The following is a 17072-nucleotide window of genomic DNA, read 5'->3' as shown; positions in this document are numbered from 1 at the left end:
AAATTATATCGGGTGTACAATTTGACAATGCACCGTTTCTCTACGTCTTCATTACATTATAGATTCATATCAGGGTTTTCCATATCGCCGGTAAATGAATCTTTTTTGTGCGGCAACGGTGCGGTAATTTTTTTGTAATCCATCTTTTTAATATTCATTAATAATTCCACGGTGTTATCCAGCATTTCCCGGCTGCTTCGTTTTACATATTCGTTCTTTTTAAACTGTAATACGTTTTTGTCCATATCCTCAGCCGTCCACCCACGGCTCCATCCTACAAAACTAAAAGGCGGAATAACAAAACCGAGACTTGTAAAGAAGCTCATCATTTGACCCGACACCTGTTGAATATTATCCTGCCCGCCAGTAATAATAAATGAGGCCACTTTGTTTTTAATAAGGATTTTATCTTTAATGGTTATTTGATTTTGTACTGTATTTAACCGTTCACACATTTTATAATATAGGGAGGAGGCCTGCCCCCACCGGATAGGTGTAGCCAGCAATACAATATCGGCCCACAATACCATGTCGGTATAAATTTGTGTCATTCCATCGGCAGGTTCTGCCTCGGTAATACTGCACGGCCAGTTACATGCCTGGGCATGTTGTGAATAGTAGCCCTCGCAATGCCTGAAATTCAAATTTCTCAATTTCAAAGTCTTTGTAGCGGCATTATGTTTCTCTTTTGCATATTCCAATACATCTTCTAAAGCAGCTTCTGATGTGGAATAACGGGGCAATCCATTATTCATATTGGTAGCAGAAATGCCCAATATGTTCAATGAATCCGGTGTGGTTTGATACTTAAGCTTTACCAAATCTTCCAGTAAGGGAGAATCATGATTGGCTTTTTTAGCAGCAACAAGTTCTTTATCGTTTAGTAAAATATCATTGCCTTCTACTTTTACTTCAAAAACAGATTGTTGGTCGTGGTAGCCCGGCGGAGCAGCCCCAGATTCAATATTATATTCCCAGCCATGCCAGGGGCATGTTACATAGTAGCCATCGTTTTTTTTTTCTACACAACCCAGCCCCAATGGGCCGCCACGATGAAGGCAGGCGTTACCAAGTGCTGTAATTTTACCATTGTAATTAAACAGGGCAACTTTTTTATTACCCAACTTTACCACTTTTGATGTGCCGGCCGGCAGCTCACTTAATTCTAATACCTTTTGAAAAGCCATAATAGTTGTTTGCCATTGAATGATTATACGGATGCTATAAATAGCTGCTTAATCTCCGGTGAAAGACAACACCCCATGCCCAAAATAGGCCTGGTATTGTTTACAATAAACTACTACAATATTATTTTTTGCAAGGTCAAGAGTAAGAGGCACAGTAAACTCGTTTACAGCTTTAGAATACTCATATCTTCCAATATCAGTATTCTTAATATCAATCTTCCCTAATGGGTTTGGGCTAAGGGCAACCGTTACATCGGGTGCGCCGGTTTCCACCCAGAAGCCTTTTGCAAACCTTAACAGTAAGCTATTATTATTGCGAATTAATTCTGCGGTGCCTTTAGCTTCAGGCCCATCAATTTTGGCAGTTGCGATAATTTTCAATTTAGCAAGTATTTAGGTTTAGAATGAAGTGGATAACCTGCAATATTCAATACCAACTACACCATTTAAAATAACAGCAAAATAATAAAACCAAGTGCAATAAGAACTCCTGCGAATTTTGGAGTACCATGTGTTGCTTCAGGAATAAGCGTTTCTGCAACCATTGCAATTAAAGCTCCTGCACCAAATAATTCTAAAACTGCAATAAATTCGTGCGATAATTGCTCGGCCAGTAAAAATCCTAAAACAGTTAATACAATAGTACCTACTGACACTAAACCCCAAACTGTATAAATCCATTTTTCACTACGGCCGGCTTCCTTCATGCCAGAAGAGCTTGAAATGGCTTCGGGCAAATTGCCCAATGCAATAGCAAGCAGTAAGGCATAATCAACTCCCTGAGACCATAAGGAAAGGCCAAGCACCAGCGCTTCGGGAATAGCATCCATAGCAGTGCCTACCATTATTGCAAGACCACTGCCCGGCTGCGCCTGTTCTGTTGGTTGTTCCACACATACACCACATCGTTTCCTGTTTTTAGCGCCAAGGTTAGCAATAATTGAATTTACATAACTAAATGCAAATGCACCGGTAAATAAAGCAACTAACCCATAGTACAGGTTAATATTTTTGATTGCATTATGAAATAACTCAACTGTTGCTGTAGCCACCAGTAAACCTGAAGCTACGGCAACAATTTTTGAAATAACAGAGTGCTGAAGGTTTAGTTTTATACCGATTACTGACCCTATTATTATTCCGGTAACAGAGATGAACCCCCAAAAGGCAACTTCAGATAATGACATGATATTAATGTTTATTCCAAGGCAAATGTTAACTGCCCAATAAAAAATATAAAAAGATATTCCCGGGAAGTTACAATTTCTCTGCAATTTTATCCGCATCAATTGAATGATGAGAGCTGTGGTAAACCACTTCTTTATTTTTTAATACAATTACCTGGGGCGATTGGTGTGTTACTTTTAGTGCAGAAGCAATTAAATTAGAAATGCTCCTGTACCGTAACAGGTTCAGATAATTAAAATCTGCTTTGGCCACTATCTGGTGGCTGCCATCTTCCAGTTTTTCTTTTGCAAAAGCACTGATGCCGCAACTAACACTATGCTTAAAAATTACCTGCGGCCTGGTTTCCGAGGCGGCAATAATCTCCTGTACATCTTTTTCAGATGTTATTTCTTTCCATTCTTTCATACTACAATTATTTATTTAAATAGGAATTGAACATCCAAACACTTTTTTCATGTTCGGTAATGTATCCGCTCATTAAAGCATTGGTGCCTTCGTCATTAATTTCTCCGCTTAGCTGCAGCAGTTCTCTTTCTATTTTCAAAATAATAATAAAGCCATCCAGTATATATTGTAAGCCTGCGGCCCCGTTAGCTTCGTTGCTCACCTCCTTGATAGAAGCAATTTTCAGATAATCTGAAAAACTGTTCTTTGGGGCATTGCCAAGCGTCAAAATACGTTCCGCAACTTCATCTATTTTAACCTGCAGGTCGTTATATATTTCTTCAAACTTTAAATGAAGTTCAAAAAAATCTTTTCCCTTTACATTCCAGTGAAAGCCTCTTGTATTTGTGTACAGTAACTGGTAGTTTGCTAAAAGAATATTTAGCCTGCCTGCTATTTCGTCTGCTTTTTTTGTGTCTAATCCAATTTTATTCATAGCGATATTTAAAATTATTGTGGGTTATAGAAAAAAGTTTCCCTTGTAATCTTTCCATCTTTCCATTCCTGTACGGCTATTTCGGTAAGCTTTATTACTTCCCAACCGGGCAGGTTATTTTTAAAATCTAATTCCCACTCTATGGCCGACACATTTTCGCCAACAGACACAAGTTTACCTTTGTAGGTGTTTACCTCGGTCATGTTATCCAGAAAAATTTTATAGTTTTCCAGTAACTTTTTTTTGCCACCTTCACTTGGCTTTCCGGTTACCCCTTCCTGAGTTACAATGTTGTCATCGGAATATTTGTCAATAGCTTCCAGTATTTTTCCATTGTGGGCCATACTGATAAGCCCGTTTGCAGCAGTCTTGATTTCTTCGTGTGTCATGATTTTTTGTTTTTATTGTTTAAAGATATATGAATCAGCCTAATAATACTTGTACCAGTAAAAGAAAATTACGAGCTGCAACTTAACTGAGAGCAACCAACTTTATGTTTCGCCCAATCTGGTCTTTTAGCAAACCATTTTTCATTTTCGGGCTGCTCATCATAAGGCTTTTTCAGTAATTGAAATAATTCATCCACCACACTGTAGTCTCCGTTGTCAGCCGCATCAATTGCTAACTGTGCCATATAGTTTCTCAATACATACTTCGGATTTACACTGTTCATCATCTCTTTTCTGTTACTGTTATCTTCTTTGGAAATATATAAGGAGTACATGGTAAACCATTTTTTCCAATCCTTTTCAAACCTGGAAAAATCATCTGCGTAGCTCATTACTGCCAGGGATTTGATATATGCATCTGAAACTATTCCATCGTAAGAGGAAAGGTTTCTGAAAAACAACGTCATATCCATTTCACTCTTATGTAACAGCCTTTCCAATTCCTGAATAAAGCTTTCTGCCTTTTCAATACCAGCGCTTAACCCAAGTTTTGCCAGCTTCATACTCAATCTCATTTCTTCATATCGCACCTCGGCTGCTAACAGTAATTGTTCCATTGCATCTACATCATTTATCAGGGGCACCAAAGCATTTGCAAACTGGTATAAATTCCATAAAGCTATTTGCCCCTGGTTACCAAACCGGTAACGGCCACGGCCAGCATCAGTTGTATTTGGTGTCCAGTTGGGGTCATAATCTTCCAACCAACCGTACGGACCATAGTCAATTGTAAGACCAAGCACGGACATATTATCTGTATTCATCACACCATGTACAAAGCCTACTCTCTCCCAATCTAAAACCATATCCATTGTTCTTTCTGCTACTTCCTTTAGAAATTTCAGGTACGTCTTTTTACCTGGTGAGCCCAAGTGAGGTAAGAACTGCGTTATGGTATAATCCGTTAATTTTTTCAGGTTTTCTAACTCTTTATGTGCGGCTAATATTTGAAAATTTCCAAAACGGATGAAGCTGGGAGCCACCCTGCATACTATTGCCCCTTTTTCGTAAGCCGCATTTCCGTTATACAAAACATCTCTTAACACTTCATCGCCTGAGAGTATTATTGAGAGAGCCCTTGTAGTAGGTACCCCTAAATGGTGCATGGCTTCGCTACATAAGTACTCCCTGATAGAAGACCTTAATACTGCTAATCCATCAGCTGAACGGGAATAGGGAGTTTTGCCTGCGCCCTTTATTTGAAATGCCCATTGCTGGTTGTTATTGTTAACTTCAAAAAGATTAATTGCACGGCCATCGCCCAACTGTCCTGCCCATGAACCAAACTGGTGCCCGCCATAACGCATAGCATAAGGCTGTGTATTTGGGTAGATGGAATTGCCTGAAAAAACTTTTACAAATTCTTCAGAAGCCGCATTCTCCCTGGTGATGCCAGCTTCTTCCAGCATTTCGTCAGACACATGAATTAATGAAGGGCTGGATGAGGCTGTAGGCTTTACGTAAGAAAAGCATGCATCATTTACCTGCCGTACTTTATTATCTGTATTTGTGTCGGCAGGTAATTGCTTGCTGAAAGTGTCGTTTATATTAAGCTTCATTTTTTTCTTCCTCCTGAATAAATATTGACCTGTACTCAGGGTTTCTCATTGCAACCATATTAATATAGCTGCACGAAATTCCTGCTTTCAGGTTATTATCCTGCAGGTATTTAAATGTGTTTGTAACTAAGTTCCTGCCGATTCCCTTCCCTCTTTCACTCATCGGCACCTCACTATGCCAGAGTACATATTTGTTGTTTTTAATGTAATAACTTACAAAGGATGTTACACCATCCTGTGTCCATTCAAACTTTTTTTCTTTTTCATTAATGCGGAACATTTTATTTCTCCTTTTCTAAAATTCATTATACAATATTTTAAACAGCAATTTGCATTTATTTTAACCTGCTTCTCTATTAACATTACTTGAAATAGTTACAATGATTCTGCAATCCTCAACAGGTTTTTTGCCCTGTTTTCTTTTCCTTCCTGGTGAATTGCGTAGATGACATTATTTAATACCCGTTTTATTATGGTGATGTTTGAAGCAGGCAATGCTTTCTTATAAATGTCATAGAACTCCACAGATTTCAGCATTTTTATAAAATCAGCTTCACTATAGGTGGTACCCTGGTGAAAGGGGTCAACAAAAAAGCCAATTTTATCCATTTCGTTGCCGGTAATATCAGCAACATCTTCCTTATCATTAATAAACGCCAGCACAAAATGCCTTGGCGAGTTAATGCCTATTAAAGGAATATTGAGGCGCCTTGCCACTAATAAATATAAAACACACAACATAATAGGGTTGCCCATTTTATTTTCAATCACCTTATTGATATAAGAGTTTTGCACCCCGGAATAGTCTTCTGTATTTCCCGAAAAGCCATACTTATGCAAAATCACTTCATTCATAGCTTCCACTGCTTCGGCGCCGGATTTGTTTTTTATCATTTCTGCCACCTCTTTTTCCATCTTGCTGATAAAATGTTTTACAGCATCAACATCCAGGCCTGGGTAAGCATACCTGGCTATTATTAAAATACCCTCAAGCAGGTCATCTGATTTCAAGTTTTTCCAGCCATCTATTTCCTTTTTGAGTTTTCTTAACCTTACGCTATTGATAAGAGCCTTAAGGCGATGTTTCTGCAGGTCATTGTTACTTTCATCGTATGCTGTTTGCAGCAGGGGCATAATTTCGGCACCTGCTTTTTTCAAATTATCTTTCACTTGTTCATATATAGCTTCACTTGGGTCATCAAGCAAACTAATCATTGCTTTTGCTTCAGCTTCATTTATCTTTTTCATTTATTTATTCCTTTCTTTTTTAAGTTTTTTATTAAAGCCCTTACTGGTGTTTTTTCAGTTTATCTTTAAACACTTTTTCAAATTTTTCCAGCTTGGGTTGTATCACCATCTGGCAATAAGCCTGGTTTTTGTTATTTGCATAATAGTCCTGGTGATAGTCTTCGGCCTTATAGAAAGCAACAAATGGTTCTACGACTGTAACTATTTTGCCATCATACACTTCTTTGTTCAGGGCAGATACTATATCATCAGCCGCCTTTTTTTGTTCTGGTGTACGGTAAAAAATAACACTTCTGTATTGCGTACCTGCATCAGCTCCCTGCCTGTTTAAAGTAGTAGGGTTATGCGTTGCAAAAAAAACTTTCAGTATTTCTTCTAATGATACTTTTGTATTGTCATAAACAATTTGAGCCACTTCAGCATGGCCAGTTTCTCCACTGCTTACATCATGATAGGATGGGTTAGAAACCTTGCCACCGCTATACCCGCTTTCAACGGAAATAACACCTTTCAATTCTTCATAAACAGCTTCTGTACACCAAAAACAACCGCCTCCTAAGGTGACAGTATCAATGTTTGACACTTTTTCTGCTGCTGTTCCGGCAGCTTTATTTACCGGTGCAAATTCAAGAGAGAGGGAATTAACACAGTATCGCTGACCCGTGGCAGTAGGGCCATCATCAAACAAATGCCCCAAATGACCGCCGCATTTTGCACACATTATCTCTGTACGATGCATACCCAGGCTGTTGTCATCTTTCTTTATTATTTTACCTCCGGCAATTTCTTTGTCAAAACTGGGCCAGCCACACTCGCTATTAAACTTCATATCGTCTGTAAAAAGTTCATTACCACAAGCGGCACATTTATACACTCCCTTTTCTTTATTTAAAAGGAGCTTACCCGTAAATGGCCTCTCGGTGCCTTTTTGCCTCAATACATAATATTGCTCTGGCGAAAGTTGCTTCTTCCATTCTGAATCTGTTTTAGCAAAGCTGAAAATATTTTTTACTTCTTCTGCCTTACTTTGTTGCTGTGCATTGTTTTGACCACAGGAGGCCAATGTGCTGGCAAGCAGCACAACGGCAACTACCTGGTTTTTCAATATTATTCTTTTCACAATTAATTTATTTAATAGTTTGTAAATACTCAATTGCCTTTTCAGTGTTTAAATGAAAATCATTAAACACCACATTGTTTTCCTCATCAATAAAAATGAACCATGGCGTACCGCCTGTACGGTAGTTATACATGATGTTGGAAATGTTACGGGTACTTGCATCGCCATTATCCTGGCCGAACGGGATATGCAGATTGTATTTCTTCTGCACTTCCAGCATTTTTTCAAAAGTGTTAGCCTCCTTGCCTTCAAACACAGTTTGCACAGCAAGGAATACAATTTTGTCATTTCCTTCAAGCGCTTTTACCATTTGTTGCAGCGATGGCAGACCAACGCTATGGCAGCCGGGGCACCAGCTTTGAAAGCAATACACCACTTTAAACTTTCCGTCATAATCTGAAAGTTTTATGGGGTTAATTTTTTCACCTTCTCCATTTACCCATAATGGTACATTCCATTCAGGCGCTTTGGCGCCACCAATTCCGTAAGTATTTTTTGTAGATGTCATTGTATCTCCTTTTATTTTTTTTTGTTTTTGTGTACATGCTTCAGTAACAAAAAAGCTAAGAGCAAGCAACACAGCAAAGATTTTTTTATGCTTAATGTGCATGTTCTTTTAATTTTTCCGGAAACATCTTTTTTAATTTGGCTACTTTAGGGTTAATAACCGCATAACAATACCCGGTATAAGGGTTTCGGTTATAATAATCCTGGTGATACATTTCCGCCGCATAAAAAGTATCTAACGGGCTAAGTTCCGTTACTACTTTCTTATTAAGATGAGTTTGAAACCCGTCTATTACAGCTTCCGCAATTTGCTTTTGCTCATCGTTGTGGTAATAAATAACCGAACGGTATTGTGTACCTGCATCAGCACCTTGTTTGTTTAAGGATGTGGGGTCGTGGCTGCTCATAAAAACTATAACCAGGTCTTCGTAACTGATTACGTCCTTATCAAAACTTACCTGTACTACTTCTGCATGGCCAGTATTGCCATTGCATACTGAGCGATAATCGGGATTAGGCATACTGCCGCCGGAATAGCCAGAAACTACTTTCTCTACGCCTTCCAAACGCTGTAAAACAGCTTCAACGCACCAAAAACACCCGCCGCCAAATGTAGCCATTTCAATATTTTTCATTGTTTTAAATTTTTATTCTTGTACTCTGCAGTTACCGTAATAATCCTGATGGTATTCTTCTGCTTTATAAAATGTTTCTAAAGGTTCAACCTCAGTTGTAATTGTTTTGTTTTTTTGTTCTTTTATTTTGCTGTAAACATCTTTCACTGCATCATACTGTTCATCGTTTCTATATAAAATAATTGAGCGGTACTGGGATTTGGGATAGATTTTATTGTCATTTCCAGTTGTCCCATATTTTTTTAAGAAAAGCTCTACCAGTTCTCTATATGAAATTTTCTCTGCATTAAACTCTACATTCACCACTTCTGCATGCCCGGTTTTTCCTCCGCATACATCATGGTAAGTAGGATTTACAGATGTGCCGCCTGCATAACCAGACACAGCATCTATCACCCCGGGGATAGCTTGAAAATAATTTTCAACTCCCCAGAAACATCCTCCACCAAATGTTGCTAATTGTGTATTCATTTCTTTTTTTGTTTTTTAATTAACGGGCCACTGTCAATAGCACTAATGATAATCTTCTGCTTTGTAAAAGGTATCTAATGCAGTGACCTCTGTAGTAATATCAATACCTGCCTGTTCCATTTTTTCTTTAACCTTATTTCTTACCACCAGTTCTTGTTGTTCGTTTCTGAATAAAATAATTGACCGGGTTGGTGATTTTGGATTCCAGTTATTGCTGCTATCTGTAGTACCATACTCTCTTAAAAACATATCTACCAACGTTGCAAAAGATATAACCTCCGGGTCAAACTCTACGTTTACCACCTCTGCATGCCCGGACCTTCCACTGCAGACATCATCATAATCCGGATTAATCCAAATGCCCCCGGCAAAACCAGTTATTACTTTAATAACACCTGGAATTTGAATAAAGTATTCTTTAACCTCACTGTAACACCCTTTGCCAAAAGTTGCAAACTCCGTTTTCAATTATTCAATTTTTTTTATTGTGTAAAGTTCGTTTACCGTAGTGCTCAACGGGTAATTCATAGCACACTACTATTTGTAAATTATTCCTTACCGGTAACTTCCTTATCTAAAGAGAGTGAGTTAATACAATACCGCAGGCCACTTGGCGCAGGGCCATCAGGAAACACATGCCCAAGATGTGAATCACATACATTACACTGCACTTCAATCCGTGTCATGCCCCATGATTTATCTTTGATGTATTTAATAGCATTTTCTTTTGCAGGCTGTGTAAAGCTGGGCCAGCCGGTACCCGAATCAAACTTTTCACCACTATCAAACAGCAGGGTATCGCAACATACACAGTGATACTTTCCGGGGGAGTGACTTTCGCAATACTCTCCTGAAAAGCTGGGTTCTGTGCCGTGTTTACGGGTAATACGGAATTGCCCTGGGGTTAGAAGTTCCTTCCATTCTTCTTCTGTTTTTTCCACCCTTTTATCTGGTACAGGGTTAGCTTTAGAGCTAAAGTTGAGTACATCATTCCAGTTAAGCATAATATCTCCTTTTTTGTTTGCAAAGATATTTTACAGCAGCTACGGAATGATAGCACATAGGTCACGGTTATTTGTAAATTATTCCTGACGCCGGGTAAACACTACTTAATTGAAGGCTCACTTAATTTTACAAGGCAGCAGAAACTCATTTGCGTTTGGAGCGGAATTTGAGTGGGCTTTGTTTTGTGCTTTTCTTAAAGAAATTACTAAACGCCTGTATATCGGTAAACCCAAGGTCGTCTGCAATAGTGCTTACAGGCTCATCTGTATAAAGCAATTGCCTTTTTGCTTCAATAAGCCTTCTGTCATTAATTATCTGAAGTGGCGTTTTATCAATATATTTTGCAAAAATGTTTGAGATGGTTTTAGGGGATTTAAACAACAGCCTGGCGTAATCAGAAACCTTTGTGTACTTTTTATAATGTTGCTCAACAAGATAGCTATATTCCCTGATTATAGCTATACCTGCATCATCTTGTCTTATATTGAAATTTTTTTGCCGGTAAATCCGTGCACACAGAATAAGAAACCTTTTTAAAAGGGCGCCAAGCATTTCCATTTTGTAACTGTCATTTTCTTCCATTTCCATCATCAGTATTTGCCATAGCATAGAAAAATGTTCAATTTTCTTTTGCGGTATGATGATTTTGGGTATAGAGGATGCTCCAAAAAACAGAAGACCTTTACAACCTAAGTCGTTATCGTTTTGTTCAATACAATAAAAATCCCGGTTAAATTGTATAATGTTTAGTTCATCAAAGTTGTATTCTTTTACCTTATGAAATTCGGTAAGGAATAAGATACAATTTTTGCCCAGGCTTATCTTTTGATTATCTATAACAAAATCTGCATTTTTCTTTGTATTCCAGATTACGCTGAGGCTGGTCTTTAATTCTTCCCTAAACATATAAGCCCTTTCGGGTACAATGGACCCAATAAACAGTATTTGATTTTGATTCTCTATATATCGCATTTACACACGAAAATATGGCTTAATTTAATACAACACCTCCGTAAGCAGTCTTAATCCATCCCTAAATAATCCTCAATCGCTCCTTAATTATTTCTCAATCGTAAGACTACTATTTTTAGCTAAACTTATTCACATTTTGAGATTTATTTTAAAAAAATGCAGAATTTATTTTTATGTTTGTCGCCCAACAAAAGAAAGGAACTATGATACAGACGATTAATCCAAACATGATTTTATTAGCCAGGGAAGCCAGAGGCTTCAGCCAATCGGTGCTGGCTGAGAAGCTGAACAGTTACAAGGCCAATATCTCCAGGCTGGAGCATGGCGATACTGCTGTTGATGAGGAAGTATTGGCAGCACTTTCAGAAGCCACCAACTATCCCCCGCATTTCTTTTTGCAAAAAGGCGAGATTATGCCGGTGAACCTGAGCTACCGCAAGCGGAAAAATGTACCCGCCAAACTTATAACACCCATTGAAGCACAAATGAACATCATCCGCCGCCATGTGCAAACGGTAACCCGTGCTATGGAGCAATTAGTTCCTGAACTGCCTTTGTATAAAGTGGATGAAACCAATACCCCGGAGAAAATAGCGGCTCTGGTAAGAAAGAAATGGAATATACCTGCCGGTGCCGTTGAGAACCTTAGTAAAATATTGGAAGAAAAAGGAATCATCATCAGCAGTTTTGATTTTGGAACAGACAGGGTGGACAGCCGCAGTATGCTTACAGATGATAATTACCCTATCATCTTCCTCAACAAAAACCTGCTGGGTGACAGGCAGCGGTTTTCACTGGCTTTTGAATTGGGGCATTTAATCATGCACACCTTTTGTACCGTGCCGCATGACCGGGATATAAGCCATGAAGCCAACCTGTTTGCTGCTGAGTTCTTAATGCCTGCAAAGGATATTCTGAAAGACTTTAAAGACGGTGTTACCCTTTCGCTCTTAGGCGAACTGAAACGCAAATGGAAAGTGAGCATGATTGCATTATTATACCGGGCTGATGATTTAGGGTTGCTTACCACGAATCAAAAAAGATACCTGGTGCAACAGTTTAACGACCAGAAAATAAGAAGAAGGGAACCGCAACAATTAGACGTACCCAAAGAAAATCCGCAACTGATGCAAAGGCTACTGGCTGATTTTATGAGTAAAACAAAGTTGGGCGTAATACAATTGTGTACGGTACTTGCTATTGAACATGAAGATTATTTAGCTTACTACGGCTAAGAAAGGAAATAAACTACTGACCCGGATTTATTAACAGACAAAACGAACCACGATGAGTATTACAGAAAACACAATTGAAGTAAAGCCCTACAGCCTGACAGAACTGGCAAACATTTATGGCATAACCAATCGTACTATGAAAAGCTGGATTGTCAGGCATAATGAGGCAATAGGTGAAAAGGTAGGCAGGTTGTATAATGCCAAACAAGTAGCAATTATCTTTGACAGGTTGGGACTGCCAGGGAAAGCAGTGGAATATTAAAATAATTTTGAGTTATGACAAAAAAAGAAATTGACTTAAAAGGCGGTGTACTTATTATTGGTTCATTGCTGTGGCAAGACTATTTGGATAAACCAGGTGATGATATACGCAAAAATTGGAGAGCAAATTCGTTGTCAATTACTAATAAAATTCAGGTCAGAATACCAATCAGGTATGGCAGGTTTTCAGAAAAGAGCCAGATTTATACAATGGTATTTTCAAATGCTTGCAAACGAAAGTCGGGTACAGCTTTCGTAGTACCTTTTTTATCCCAAATACAAAGTAATAAACAACTAATTAACGAAGCGGAAAAATTATCAGAAGCCGAAGGAATGAAAAAGAAATTCGTAGCAGGCGATGATGTGTGGAGTGTATTAGGCATCTTGATAAACCCAAAACATAATGGGGCAAAAGTTAAAAGAAATCTTGTTGCACTTTGGAATAATTCATTGAATAAAGCATTTGATGAGAAACTTTTTAGGATTGGTAAAGAAAAGCCTTGTTTAAAGAGTAATGGTGTTTTAGATATTCCCTGGCCTTCTACTATTGACCCTCGCAAAAGTGAAGAATTAAGTAGTTATGATTTTATTATTGCTACTGCTACCAAGCCTACAAAGTATCCATTAATAAAAGAATTATCTGGCTGCGTAAAAAATGATACCGGCAGATACTATTTCGTTGAAAATTATAAATCAGGTATTGTTACATTTCAGGATTTACAGGTAATGAGTTCGTAAAGCAACATAGTTTAATCTTTGAAGTAATTAATCACCGCTTTTACAAAGCGGCTTTTTTTTATACCCGTTCCACGCAAAACTTTCATTAGACAGAATCGGACAAAATCATCCGAAACTTACAAATACTTACAACTTCTTTCAACAACTTGCTGAAACTTGCTCAAAGTGGAAAGTGACCCCTTTGCCCCATAGTATGTTTGTGTTGTCAATCGGAATTAACAAACTAAAAAATAAAAAAGATGAGACAACAGGCACTACGAAAAGAAAGAACAACAAGACCCACGATGAGGGTTGTAAAAGGGCTGAAAGACACACAAACCGAATTAGCTCCACTCGTAAACACAGCATGGAATTTTGCTTACAGCAGCCTCTGGAACTGTACCCAATTCTCTCAAAAGGAAATTGATACTGCCAAAGAAAAAATTGAAGAATACCTGCGGCTGGCAAAGCATCCTGAAAAAGCATTTTCCATTTTCTGCCAGCGGGTACTGCTTACCCGGTATTATATCAGTAAGAACAGCAGCCGCTATGTTCCCCTGCCATCCGTATGGCTTGACCGCACAAACGAAAACGGTTTTGCCGGTACAAAAGCCTGGTATGATGAAATCAAATCTGTAAGGGAATCATTGCCCAATTACAAAAACGAATTGAAAGCAATGGCTGAAGCCGTGCTGGAGTTCAGCGAAGAACCAACGATTCAGAATTATCAATACTGGAGAAAATATTTTATAGACAAGCAAACGCCGGGACTTTTGAACCTGTTCCAGGTAGTAGCTATTCAGCAACTGTGCAACAACTAAGCAATGACCCGTACCCCAAAACCATATTACGATGAGCAGGGCCATTTGATAATCCGTCCCTACCGCATGAAGGATTTAGCAGCTATTTACTGTGTAAGTACCAAAACCATGAAGCGGTGGATTGATAGCAAAGCCCCTGCTTACAGTAACAAAACAAAAATGTTCTTTACCATAGAACAGGTAACGGGCATATTCACAGCACTTGGCGTACCACAAAAAATTGCACTTGTAGTACCACTAAAAGAATTAAAACAAGCAGTTTAAAATATTTCCTATGGAAACTAAAACAACAAGCGAAACCACATCCAGCAGCATACTGCTCACGGGGATAGTGTTCTTAGCCAACCTTGACTTTGTAGGGCTATTGGACTATGCCTTAAAAGCTGGAATTGGCGGAGCCATCTGGCTGGGATTTAAACTTACCGCTGATTATTTAGAAAGAAAAAGAAAGAGCAAGTAATGAGTGCTGCTGCAAAAATATTAACCGGCACACTCGTAGGCGCAGGTGTAGTAGCTGTGTATGGCTATGTAAAGAAGCTAAAGAAAACACAGGCTGAACTGGAAATCATTCCTACTGCTAACCTGTACCAGCTAACCTGGAACGCCATCGTTGTCCGTGTTGATGTCCTGTTGAAAAACCCGACAAAGGGGACTTTCTCTATAAAGTTCCCCTTTGTTAAACTTATCAGCAATGGTACAACGGTAGGCAGCAGCCAGGCAGTGAACAAGGATATAAAAATTCCCCCTTATGGTGAAGTGGTTATCAGTAAACTACTGGTAACAATACCGGTCAGCAGTTTCTTTTCCGTGGCAAGTGATGTATTGAAAAACCTGCAGAACAAAAAGCCGGTGAAGCTGACCATCAAAGTGATGACAACGGTAAACCTGGGATGGACAGAACTTCCTTATGAGAGCAATAATGAAGTAACTATTAAAAAGTAAAGTGTGGAAGCAACTAAAAAAAGACATATCAAAAGCGGAAAGGAATATGACCACCTGTTTCCCATAGCAGAGGGCAGCAATTCCACCATCCGCAAAAATGCGAATGTCTATCATACGGTTGATTTTATACCGAGAGTGGTGAACGAAACACTTTATCAAACCAAATCATTAGCTGAACAACTAAAAACAAACAATACCTATGAAACCTGTAAAAATATCTGGCACTTCGTATATGAACACATTAACTACAAAAAAGATGCACCGGGTTATGAGCAAATAAGAAACCCGGCAAGAGCCTGGCACGACCGTTTTAGTGGGGTAGATTGTGACTGTTACTCGGTTTTCATATCCAGTATCCTTTCCAATCTCGGCATAGCCCATACGTTGCGTATTACCAAATATCACCGTGACTACTTTCAGCACATCTACCCCATCGTGCCTTTTCAAAATGGTTATATCACCATTGATTGTGTGACTGACCGCTTTAATTATGAAGTACCATTTAGTGAAAAAAAAGATTATCCTATGGATTTACAATATCTCAGTGGCTTTGATGATGGTTTTGAAATAAATGGTGCCGGTGATGGCATGGCCGAGCTGGGCAAACTTATCCAGCGTAAAATGGGTGGTGGTAAAAAGCCCTCACCATTGAAAGCCAAATCACCAGTACCGGTTAAAAAGTCAATGCCGTTTATGAAAAAGAAAGCGGCGCTGCTTACCAAAGGGAGCAACCTCAATCCTGTGGAAACTCCAACTCCCGTAACTGCCGGAAATCCAAAACCCAAGAAGAAAAAGTTCCTGGGCAAGATGCTGAATGTGGTGAATAAGGCTAACCCTGCTACGGTGCTGCTGCGTAATGGCATTCTTGCCAGCATGAAACTGAATATCCGCAATGCAGCAGGCCGTCTTCGCTGGAGTTACCTTTCACCACAGCAGGCATCGGCAAAAAGTATTGACCCGGTAAAATTTCAAAAGCTGATTGCAGCAAGACAGAAATTAGAAAAGATATTTTTCGGTGCAGGCGGCAATCCGAAAAATCTAAAGAAAGCCATCCTCGGTGGAAAGGGCAACAAAGACAAAGCAGTGAATGGGCTGGATGGATTTGGCATGATTGAACTGGAAGGTGTGGAATACATGAATGCTTACACACCCATAAGCGAACTGTTAGGTACTGAGATTTACTATAATGAAAATGTAAATGGCATGGAAGGATTTGGTGAACTCGGTGAACCCATTACCATGAGCACCATAGCGGCGGCAGCGGGTGTGATAGCAGGTATTGTTGCCATGCTGAAAGATGTGGGCAATATTTTTCAGAAGAAAACAAAAGGATCTGAAGATTTTGACGAAACAAAAAATGAACAGGCAGATAAAGAAAATCCAGTGCCAGTTCCAACCACTGCCACACCGGGAATAGTACCAACGGTTACAGTAAAAGAAAATTCAGAAACTCCGGGAGTAATTGTGAAAACAGCAACACCAGGGTCCGAATCCGGTAATACTGAAGTTGTAAAGTTTAACACTGAGCAACAAATGGTGGAGACTAAATCAGAAACAGTCCCTGTCAATACATCTGAGGCTAATGTAACAACAAACCAAAACACGGATAATCCTGGCAACAACAATGACAATCCTGGTTTTTGGGAAAAGAATAAGAAATGGCTGAAGCCGGTTGCTATTGGTGTGGGAGGCTTAACCATTATCGGGATTGGCTATGCCATGATGAAAGGCGGTAAAACACAAAACAAATCCTCACCACAAGGTGGTGGTTTATCAGGCGCACCCAATTACAAAAAACGAAAGAACCACAAACGAAATAAATCCAAACAACAAAAGAAAAAATCAGTAGCCCTGCTCTGATTCAATCCGTACACT

General features: G+C 39.1%; 24 protein-coding genes. 8 read left to right on the top strand and 16 right to left on the bottom strand.

The annotated features are described in order from the left end of the window. Positions 1 to 56 precede the first annotated feature (56 nt). From PDL71_RS10895 to PDL71_RS10820, 16 genes are all read right to left on the bottom strand, one after another. On the bottom strand, positions 57 to 1187 hold the full coding sequence (locus tag PDL71_RS10895; RefSeq protein ID WP_407520880.1) for a Rieske 2Fe-2S domain-containing protein: 1131 nt from the start codon (positions 1185 to 1187) through the stop codon (positions 57 to 59). Between the two features lie 48 nt (positions 1188 to 1235). Next, positions 1236 to 1568, bottom strand: a complete 333-nt coding sequence (locus PDL71_RS10890) for a DM13 domain-containing protein (protein WP_407520878.1) — start codon at positions 1566 to 1568, stop codon at positions 1236 to 1238. A 65-nt stretch (positions 1569 to 1633) separates the two neighbouring features. Next, positions 1634 to 2374, bottom strand: coding sequence for a ZIP family metal transporter (locus PDL71_RS10885; RefSeq protein ID WP_407520876.1), 741 nt, complete (start codon positions 2372 to 2374; stop codon positions 1634 to 1636). Between the two features lie 70 nt (positions 2375 to 2444). After that, a complete protein-coding gene (gene ytxJ / locus PDL71_RS10880; protein ID WP_407520874.1) occupies positions 2445 to 2780 on the bottom strand; it encodes a bacillithiol system redox-active protein YtxJ in 336 nt (111 codons plus the stop codon). 7 nt (positions 2781 to 2787) lie between these two features. Beyond that, positions 2788 to 3255 (bottom strand): Dps family protein, encoded by a 468-nt coding sequence (locus PDL71_RS10875; RefSeq protein ID WP_407520872.1) that lies wholly within the window; start codon positions 3253 to 3255, stop codon positions 2788 to 2790. 14 nt (positions 3256 to 3269) lie between these two features. Continuing rightward, positions 3270 to 3644: a SnoaL-like domain-containing protein gene (locus PDL71_RS10870; protein WP_407520870.1), complete on the bottom strand. Its 375-nt coding sequence runs from the start codon at positions 3642 to 3644 to the stop codon at positions 3270 to 3272. A 68-nt stretch (positions 3645 to 3712) separates the two neighbouring features. Next, positions 3713 to 5263 (bottom strand): protein adenylyltransferase SelO, encoded by a 1551-nt coding sequence (locus tag PDL71_RS10865; protein WP_407520868.1) that lies wholly within the window; start codon positions 5261 to 5263, stop codon positions 3713 to 3715. Further along, positions 5253 to 5543: a GNAT family N-acetyltransferase gene (locus tag PDL71_RS10860; RefSeq protein WP_407520866.1), complete on the bottom strand. Its 291-nt coding sequence runs from the start codon at positions 5541 to 5543 to the stop codon at positions 5253 to 5255. The genes PDL71_RS10865 and PDL71_RS10860 overlap by 11 nt, the downstream gene beginning before the upstream one ends. Positions 5544 to 5638: 95 nt before the next feature. Then, on the bottom strand, positions 5639 to 6511 hold the full coding sequence (locus PDL71_RS10855) for a transglutaminase family protein (RefSeq protein WP_407520864.1): 873 nt from the start codon (positions 6509 to 6511) through the stop codon (positions 5639 to 5641). A gap of 40 nt (positions 6512 to 6551) precedes the next feature. Next, positions 6552 to 7631: a bifunctional methionine sulfoxide reductase B/A protein gene (locus PDL71_RS10850; protein ID WP_407520862.1), complete on the bottom strand. Its 1080-nt coding sequence runs from the start codon at positions 7629 to 7631 to the stop codon at positions 6552 to 6554. A gap of 7 nt (positions 7632 to 7638) precedes the next feature. Continuing rightward, positions 7639 to 8139 (bottom strand): peroxiredoxin family protein, encoded by a 501-nt coding sequence (locus PDL71_RS10845; RefSeq protein ID WP_407520860.1) that lies wholly within the window; start codon positions 8137 to 8139, stop codon positions 7639 to 7641. A gap of 91 nt (positions 8140 to 8230) precedes the next feature. Beyond that, positions 8231 to 8773, bottom strand: a complete 543-nt coding sequence (gene msrA, locus PDL71_RS10840; protein WP_407520858.1) for a peptide-methionine (S)-S-oxide reductase MsrA — start codon at positions 8771 to 8773, stop codon at positions 8231 to 8233. A gap of 12 nt (positions 8774 to 8785) precedes the next feature. Continuing rightward, complete coding sequence (msrA, locus tag PDL71_RS10835) at positions 8786 to 9244, bottom strand: peptide-methionine (S)-S-oxide reductase MsrA (RefSeq protein WP_407520856.1); 459 nt, start codon at positions 9242 to 9244, stop codon at positions 8786 to 8788. A 42-nt stretch (positions 9245 to 9286) separates the two neighbouring features. Next, entirely contained in the window at positions 9287 to 9712 is a 426-nt protein-coding gene (gene msrA / locus PDL71_RS10830) for a peptide-methionine (S)-S-oxide reductase MsrA (RefSeq protein ID WP_407520854.1), read from the bottom strand. 80 nt (positions 9713 to 9792) lie between these two features. Beyond that, positions 9793 to 10248, bottom strand: coding sequence for a peptide-methionine (R)-S-oxide reductase MsrB (msrB, locus tag PDL71_RS10825; protein WP_407520852.1), 456 nt, complete (start codon positions 10246 to 10248; stop codon positions 9793 to 9795). A 145-nt stretch (positions 10249 to 10393) separates the two neighbouring features. Beyond that, entirely contained in the window at positions 10394 to 11155 is a 762-nt protein-coding gene (locus PDL71_RS10820) for a helix-turn-helix domain-containing protein (RefSeq protein ID WP_407520850.1), read from the bottom strand. Positions 11156 to 11424: 269 nt separating this feature from the next. On the opposite strand from PDL71_RS10820, the gene PDL71_RS10815 reads away from it, so the two are divergent. The 8 genes from PDL71_RS10815 to PDL71_RS10780 all read left to right on the top strand — a co-directional run bounded on the left by PDL71_RS10815 (position 11425) and on the right by PDL71_RS10780 (position 17057). Further along, positions 11425 to 12456, top strand: coding sequence for a helix-turn-helix domain-containing protein (locus PDL71_RS10815; protein WP_407520848.1), 1032 nt, complete (start codon positions 11425 to 11427; stop codon positions 12454 to 12456). 52 nt (positions 12457 to 12508) lie between these two features. Continuing rightward, on the top strand, positions 12509 to 12718 hold the full coding sequence (locus PDL71_RS10810) for a hypothetical protein (protein ID WP_407520846.1): 210 nt from the start codon (positions 12509 to 12511) through the stop codon (positions 12716 to 12718). 14 nt (positions 12719 to 12732) lie between these two features. Then, entirely contained in the window at positions 12733 to 13455 is a 723-nt protein-coding gene (locus tag PDL71_RS10805) for a hypothetical protein (RefSeq protein ID WP_407520844.1), read from the top strand. 239 nt (positions 13456 to 13694) lie between these two features. Next, positions 13695 to 14255, top strand: coding sequence for a hypothetical protein (locus PDL71_RS10800; RefSeq protein ID WP_407520842.1), 561 nt, complete (start codon positions 13695 to 13697; stop codon positions 14253 to 14255). A 3-nt stretch (positions 14256 to 14258) separates the two neighbouring features. Further along, positions 14259 to 14519 (top strand): hypothetical protein, encoded by a 261-nt coding sequence (locus PDL71_RS10795; RefSeq protein ID WP_407520840.1) that lies wholly within the window; start codon positions 14259 to 14261, stop codon positions 14517 to 14519. A gap of 10 nt (positions 14520 to 14529) precedes the next feature. Continuing rightward, the gene (locus tag PDL71_RS10790) at positions 14530 to 14715 is read left to right on the top strand and encodes a hypothetical protein (protein WP_407520839.1); all 186 of its coding nucleotides are present in this window, start codon (positions 14530 to 14532) and stop codon (positions 14713 to 14715) included. Then, entirely contained in the window at positions 14715 to 15197 is a 483-nt protein-coding gene (locus PDL71_RS10785; RefSeq protein WP_407520837.1) for a hypothetical protein, read from the top strand. The genes PDL71_RS10790 and PDL71_RS10785 overlap by 1 nt, the downstream gene beginning before the upstream one ends. A 3-nt stretch (positions 15198 to 15200) precedes the next feature. Beyond that, positions 15201 to 17057, top strand: coding sequence for a hypothetical protein (locus PDL71_RS10780; RefSeq protein ID WP_407520835.1), 1857 nt, complete (start codon positions 15201 to 15203; stop codon positions 17055 to 17057). Positions 17058 to 17072: the final 15 nt, after the last annotated feature.

Origin of the sequence: Lacibacter sp. MH-610 (assembly GCF_045780045.1) — a bacterium.
Classification (GTDB): domain Bacteria; phylum Bacteroidota; class Bacteroidia; order Chitinophagales; family Chitinophagaceae; genus Lacibacter.
The sequence above is the reverse complement of the archived record's forward strand: the minus strand, read 5'-3'. Positions and strand labels throughout refer to the sequence as shown.

Bases quoted from the DNA above. Each gene is read 5' to 3' on its own strand.
- PDL71_RS10895 (WP_407520880.1), bottom strand. From the start codon at position 1,187: ATGGCTTTTCAAAAGGTATTAGAATTAAGTGAGCTGCCGGCCGGCACA.
- PDL71_RS10885 (WP_407520876.1), bottom strand. From the start codon at position 2,374: ATGTCATTATCTGAAGTTGCCTTTTGGGGGTTCATCTCTGTTACCGGA.
- ytxJ (WP_407520874.1), bottom strand. From the start codon at position 2,780: ATGAAAGAATGGAAAGAAATAACATCTGAAAAAGATGTACAGGAGATT.
- PDL71_RS10875 (WP_407520872.1), bottom strand. From the start codon at position 3,255: ATGAATAAAATTGGATTAGACACAAAAAAAGCAGACGAAATAGCAGGC.
- PDL71_RS10870 (WP_407520870.1), bottom strand. From the start codon at position 3,644: ATGACACACGAAGAAATCAAGACTGCTGCAAACGGGCTTATCAGTATG.
- PDL71_RS10865 (WP_407520868.1), bottom strand. From the start codon at position 5,263: ATGAAGCTTAATATAAACGACACTTTCAGCAAGCAATTACCTGCCGAC.
- PDL71_RS10860 (WP_407520866.1), bottom strand. From the start codon at position 5,543: ATGTTCCGCATTAATGAAAAAGAAAAAAAGTTTGAATGGACACAGGAT.
- PDL71_RS10855 (WP_407520864.1), bottom strand. From the start codon at position 6,511: ATGAAAAAGATAAATGAAGCTGAAGCAAAAGCAATGATTAGTTTGCTT.
- PDL71_RS10845 (WP_407520860.1), bottom strand. From the start codon at position 8,139: ATGACATCTACAAAAAATACTTACGGAATTGGTGGCGCCAAAGCGCCT.
- msrA (WP_407520858.1), bottom strand. From the start codon at position 8,773: ATGAAAAATATTGAAATGGCTACATTTGGCGGCGGGTGTTTTTGGTGC.
- msrA (WP_407520856.1), bottom strand. From the start codon at position 9,244: ATGAATACACAATTAGCAACATTTGGTGGAGGATGTTTCTGGGGAGTT.
- msrB (WP_407520852.1), bottom strand. From the start codon at position 10,248: ATGCTTAACTGGAATGATGTACTCAACTTTAGCTCTAAAGCTAACCCT.
- PDL71_RS10820 (WP_407520850.1), bottom strand. From the start codon at position 11,155: ATGTTTAGGGAAGAATTAAAGACCAGCCTCAGCGTAATCTGGAATACA.
- PDL71_RS10815 (WP_407520848.1), top strand. From the start codon at position 11,425: ATGATACAGACGATTAATCCAAACATGATTTTATTAGCCAGGGAAGCC.
- PDL71_RS10810 (WP_407520846.1), top strand. From the start codon at position 12,509: ATGAGTATTACAGAAAACACAATTGAAGTAAAGCCCTACAGCCTGACA.
- PDL71_RS10805 (WP_407520844.1), top strand. From the start codon at position 12,733: ATGACAAAAAAAGAAATTGACTTAAAAGGCGGTGTACTTATTATTGGT.
- PDL71_RS10800 (WP_407520842.1), top strand. From the start codon at position 13,695: ATGAGACAACAGGCACTACGAAAAGAAAGAACAACAAGACCCACGATG.
- PDL71_RS10795 (WP_407520840.1), top strand. From the start codon at position 14,259: ATGACCCGTACCCCAAAACCATATTACGATGAGCAGGGCCATTTGATA.
- PDL71_RS10790 (WP_407520839.1), top strand. From the start codon at position 14,530: ATGGAAACTAAAACAACAAGCGAAACCACATCCAGCAGCATACTGCTC.
- PDL71_RS10785 (WP_407520837.1), top strand. From the start codon at position 14,715: ATGAGTGCTGCTGCAAAAATATTAACCGGCACACTCGTAGGCGCAGGT.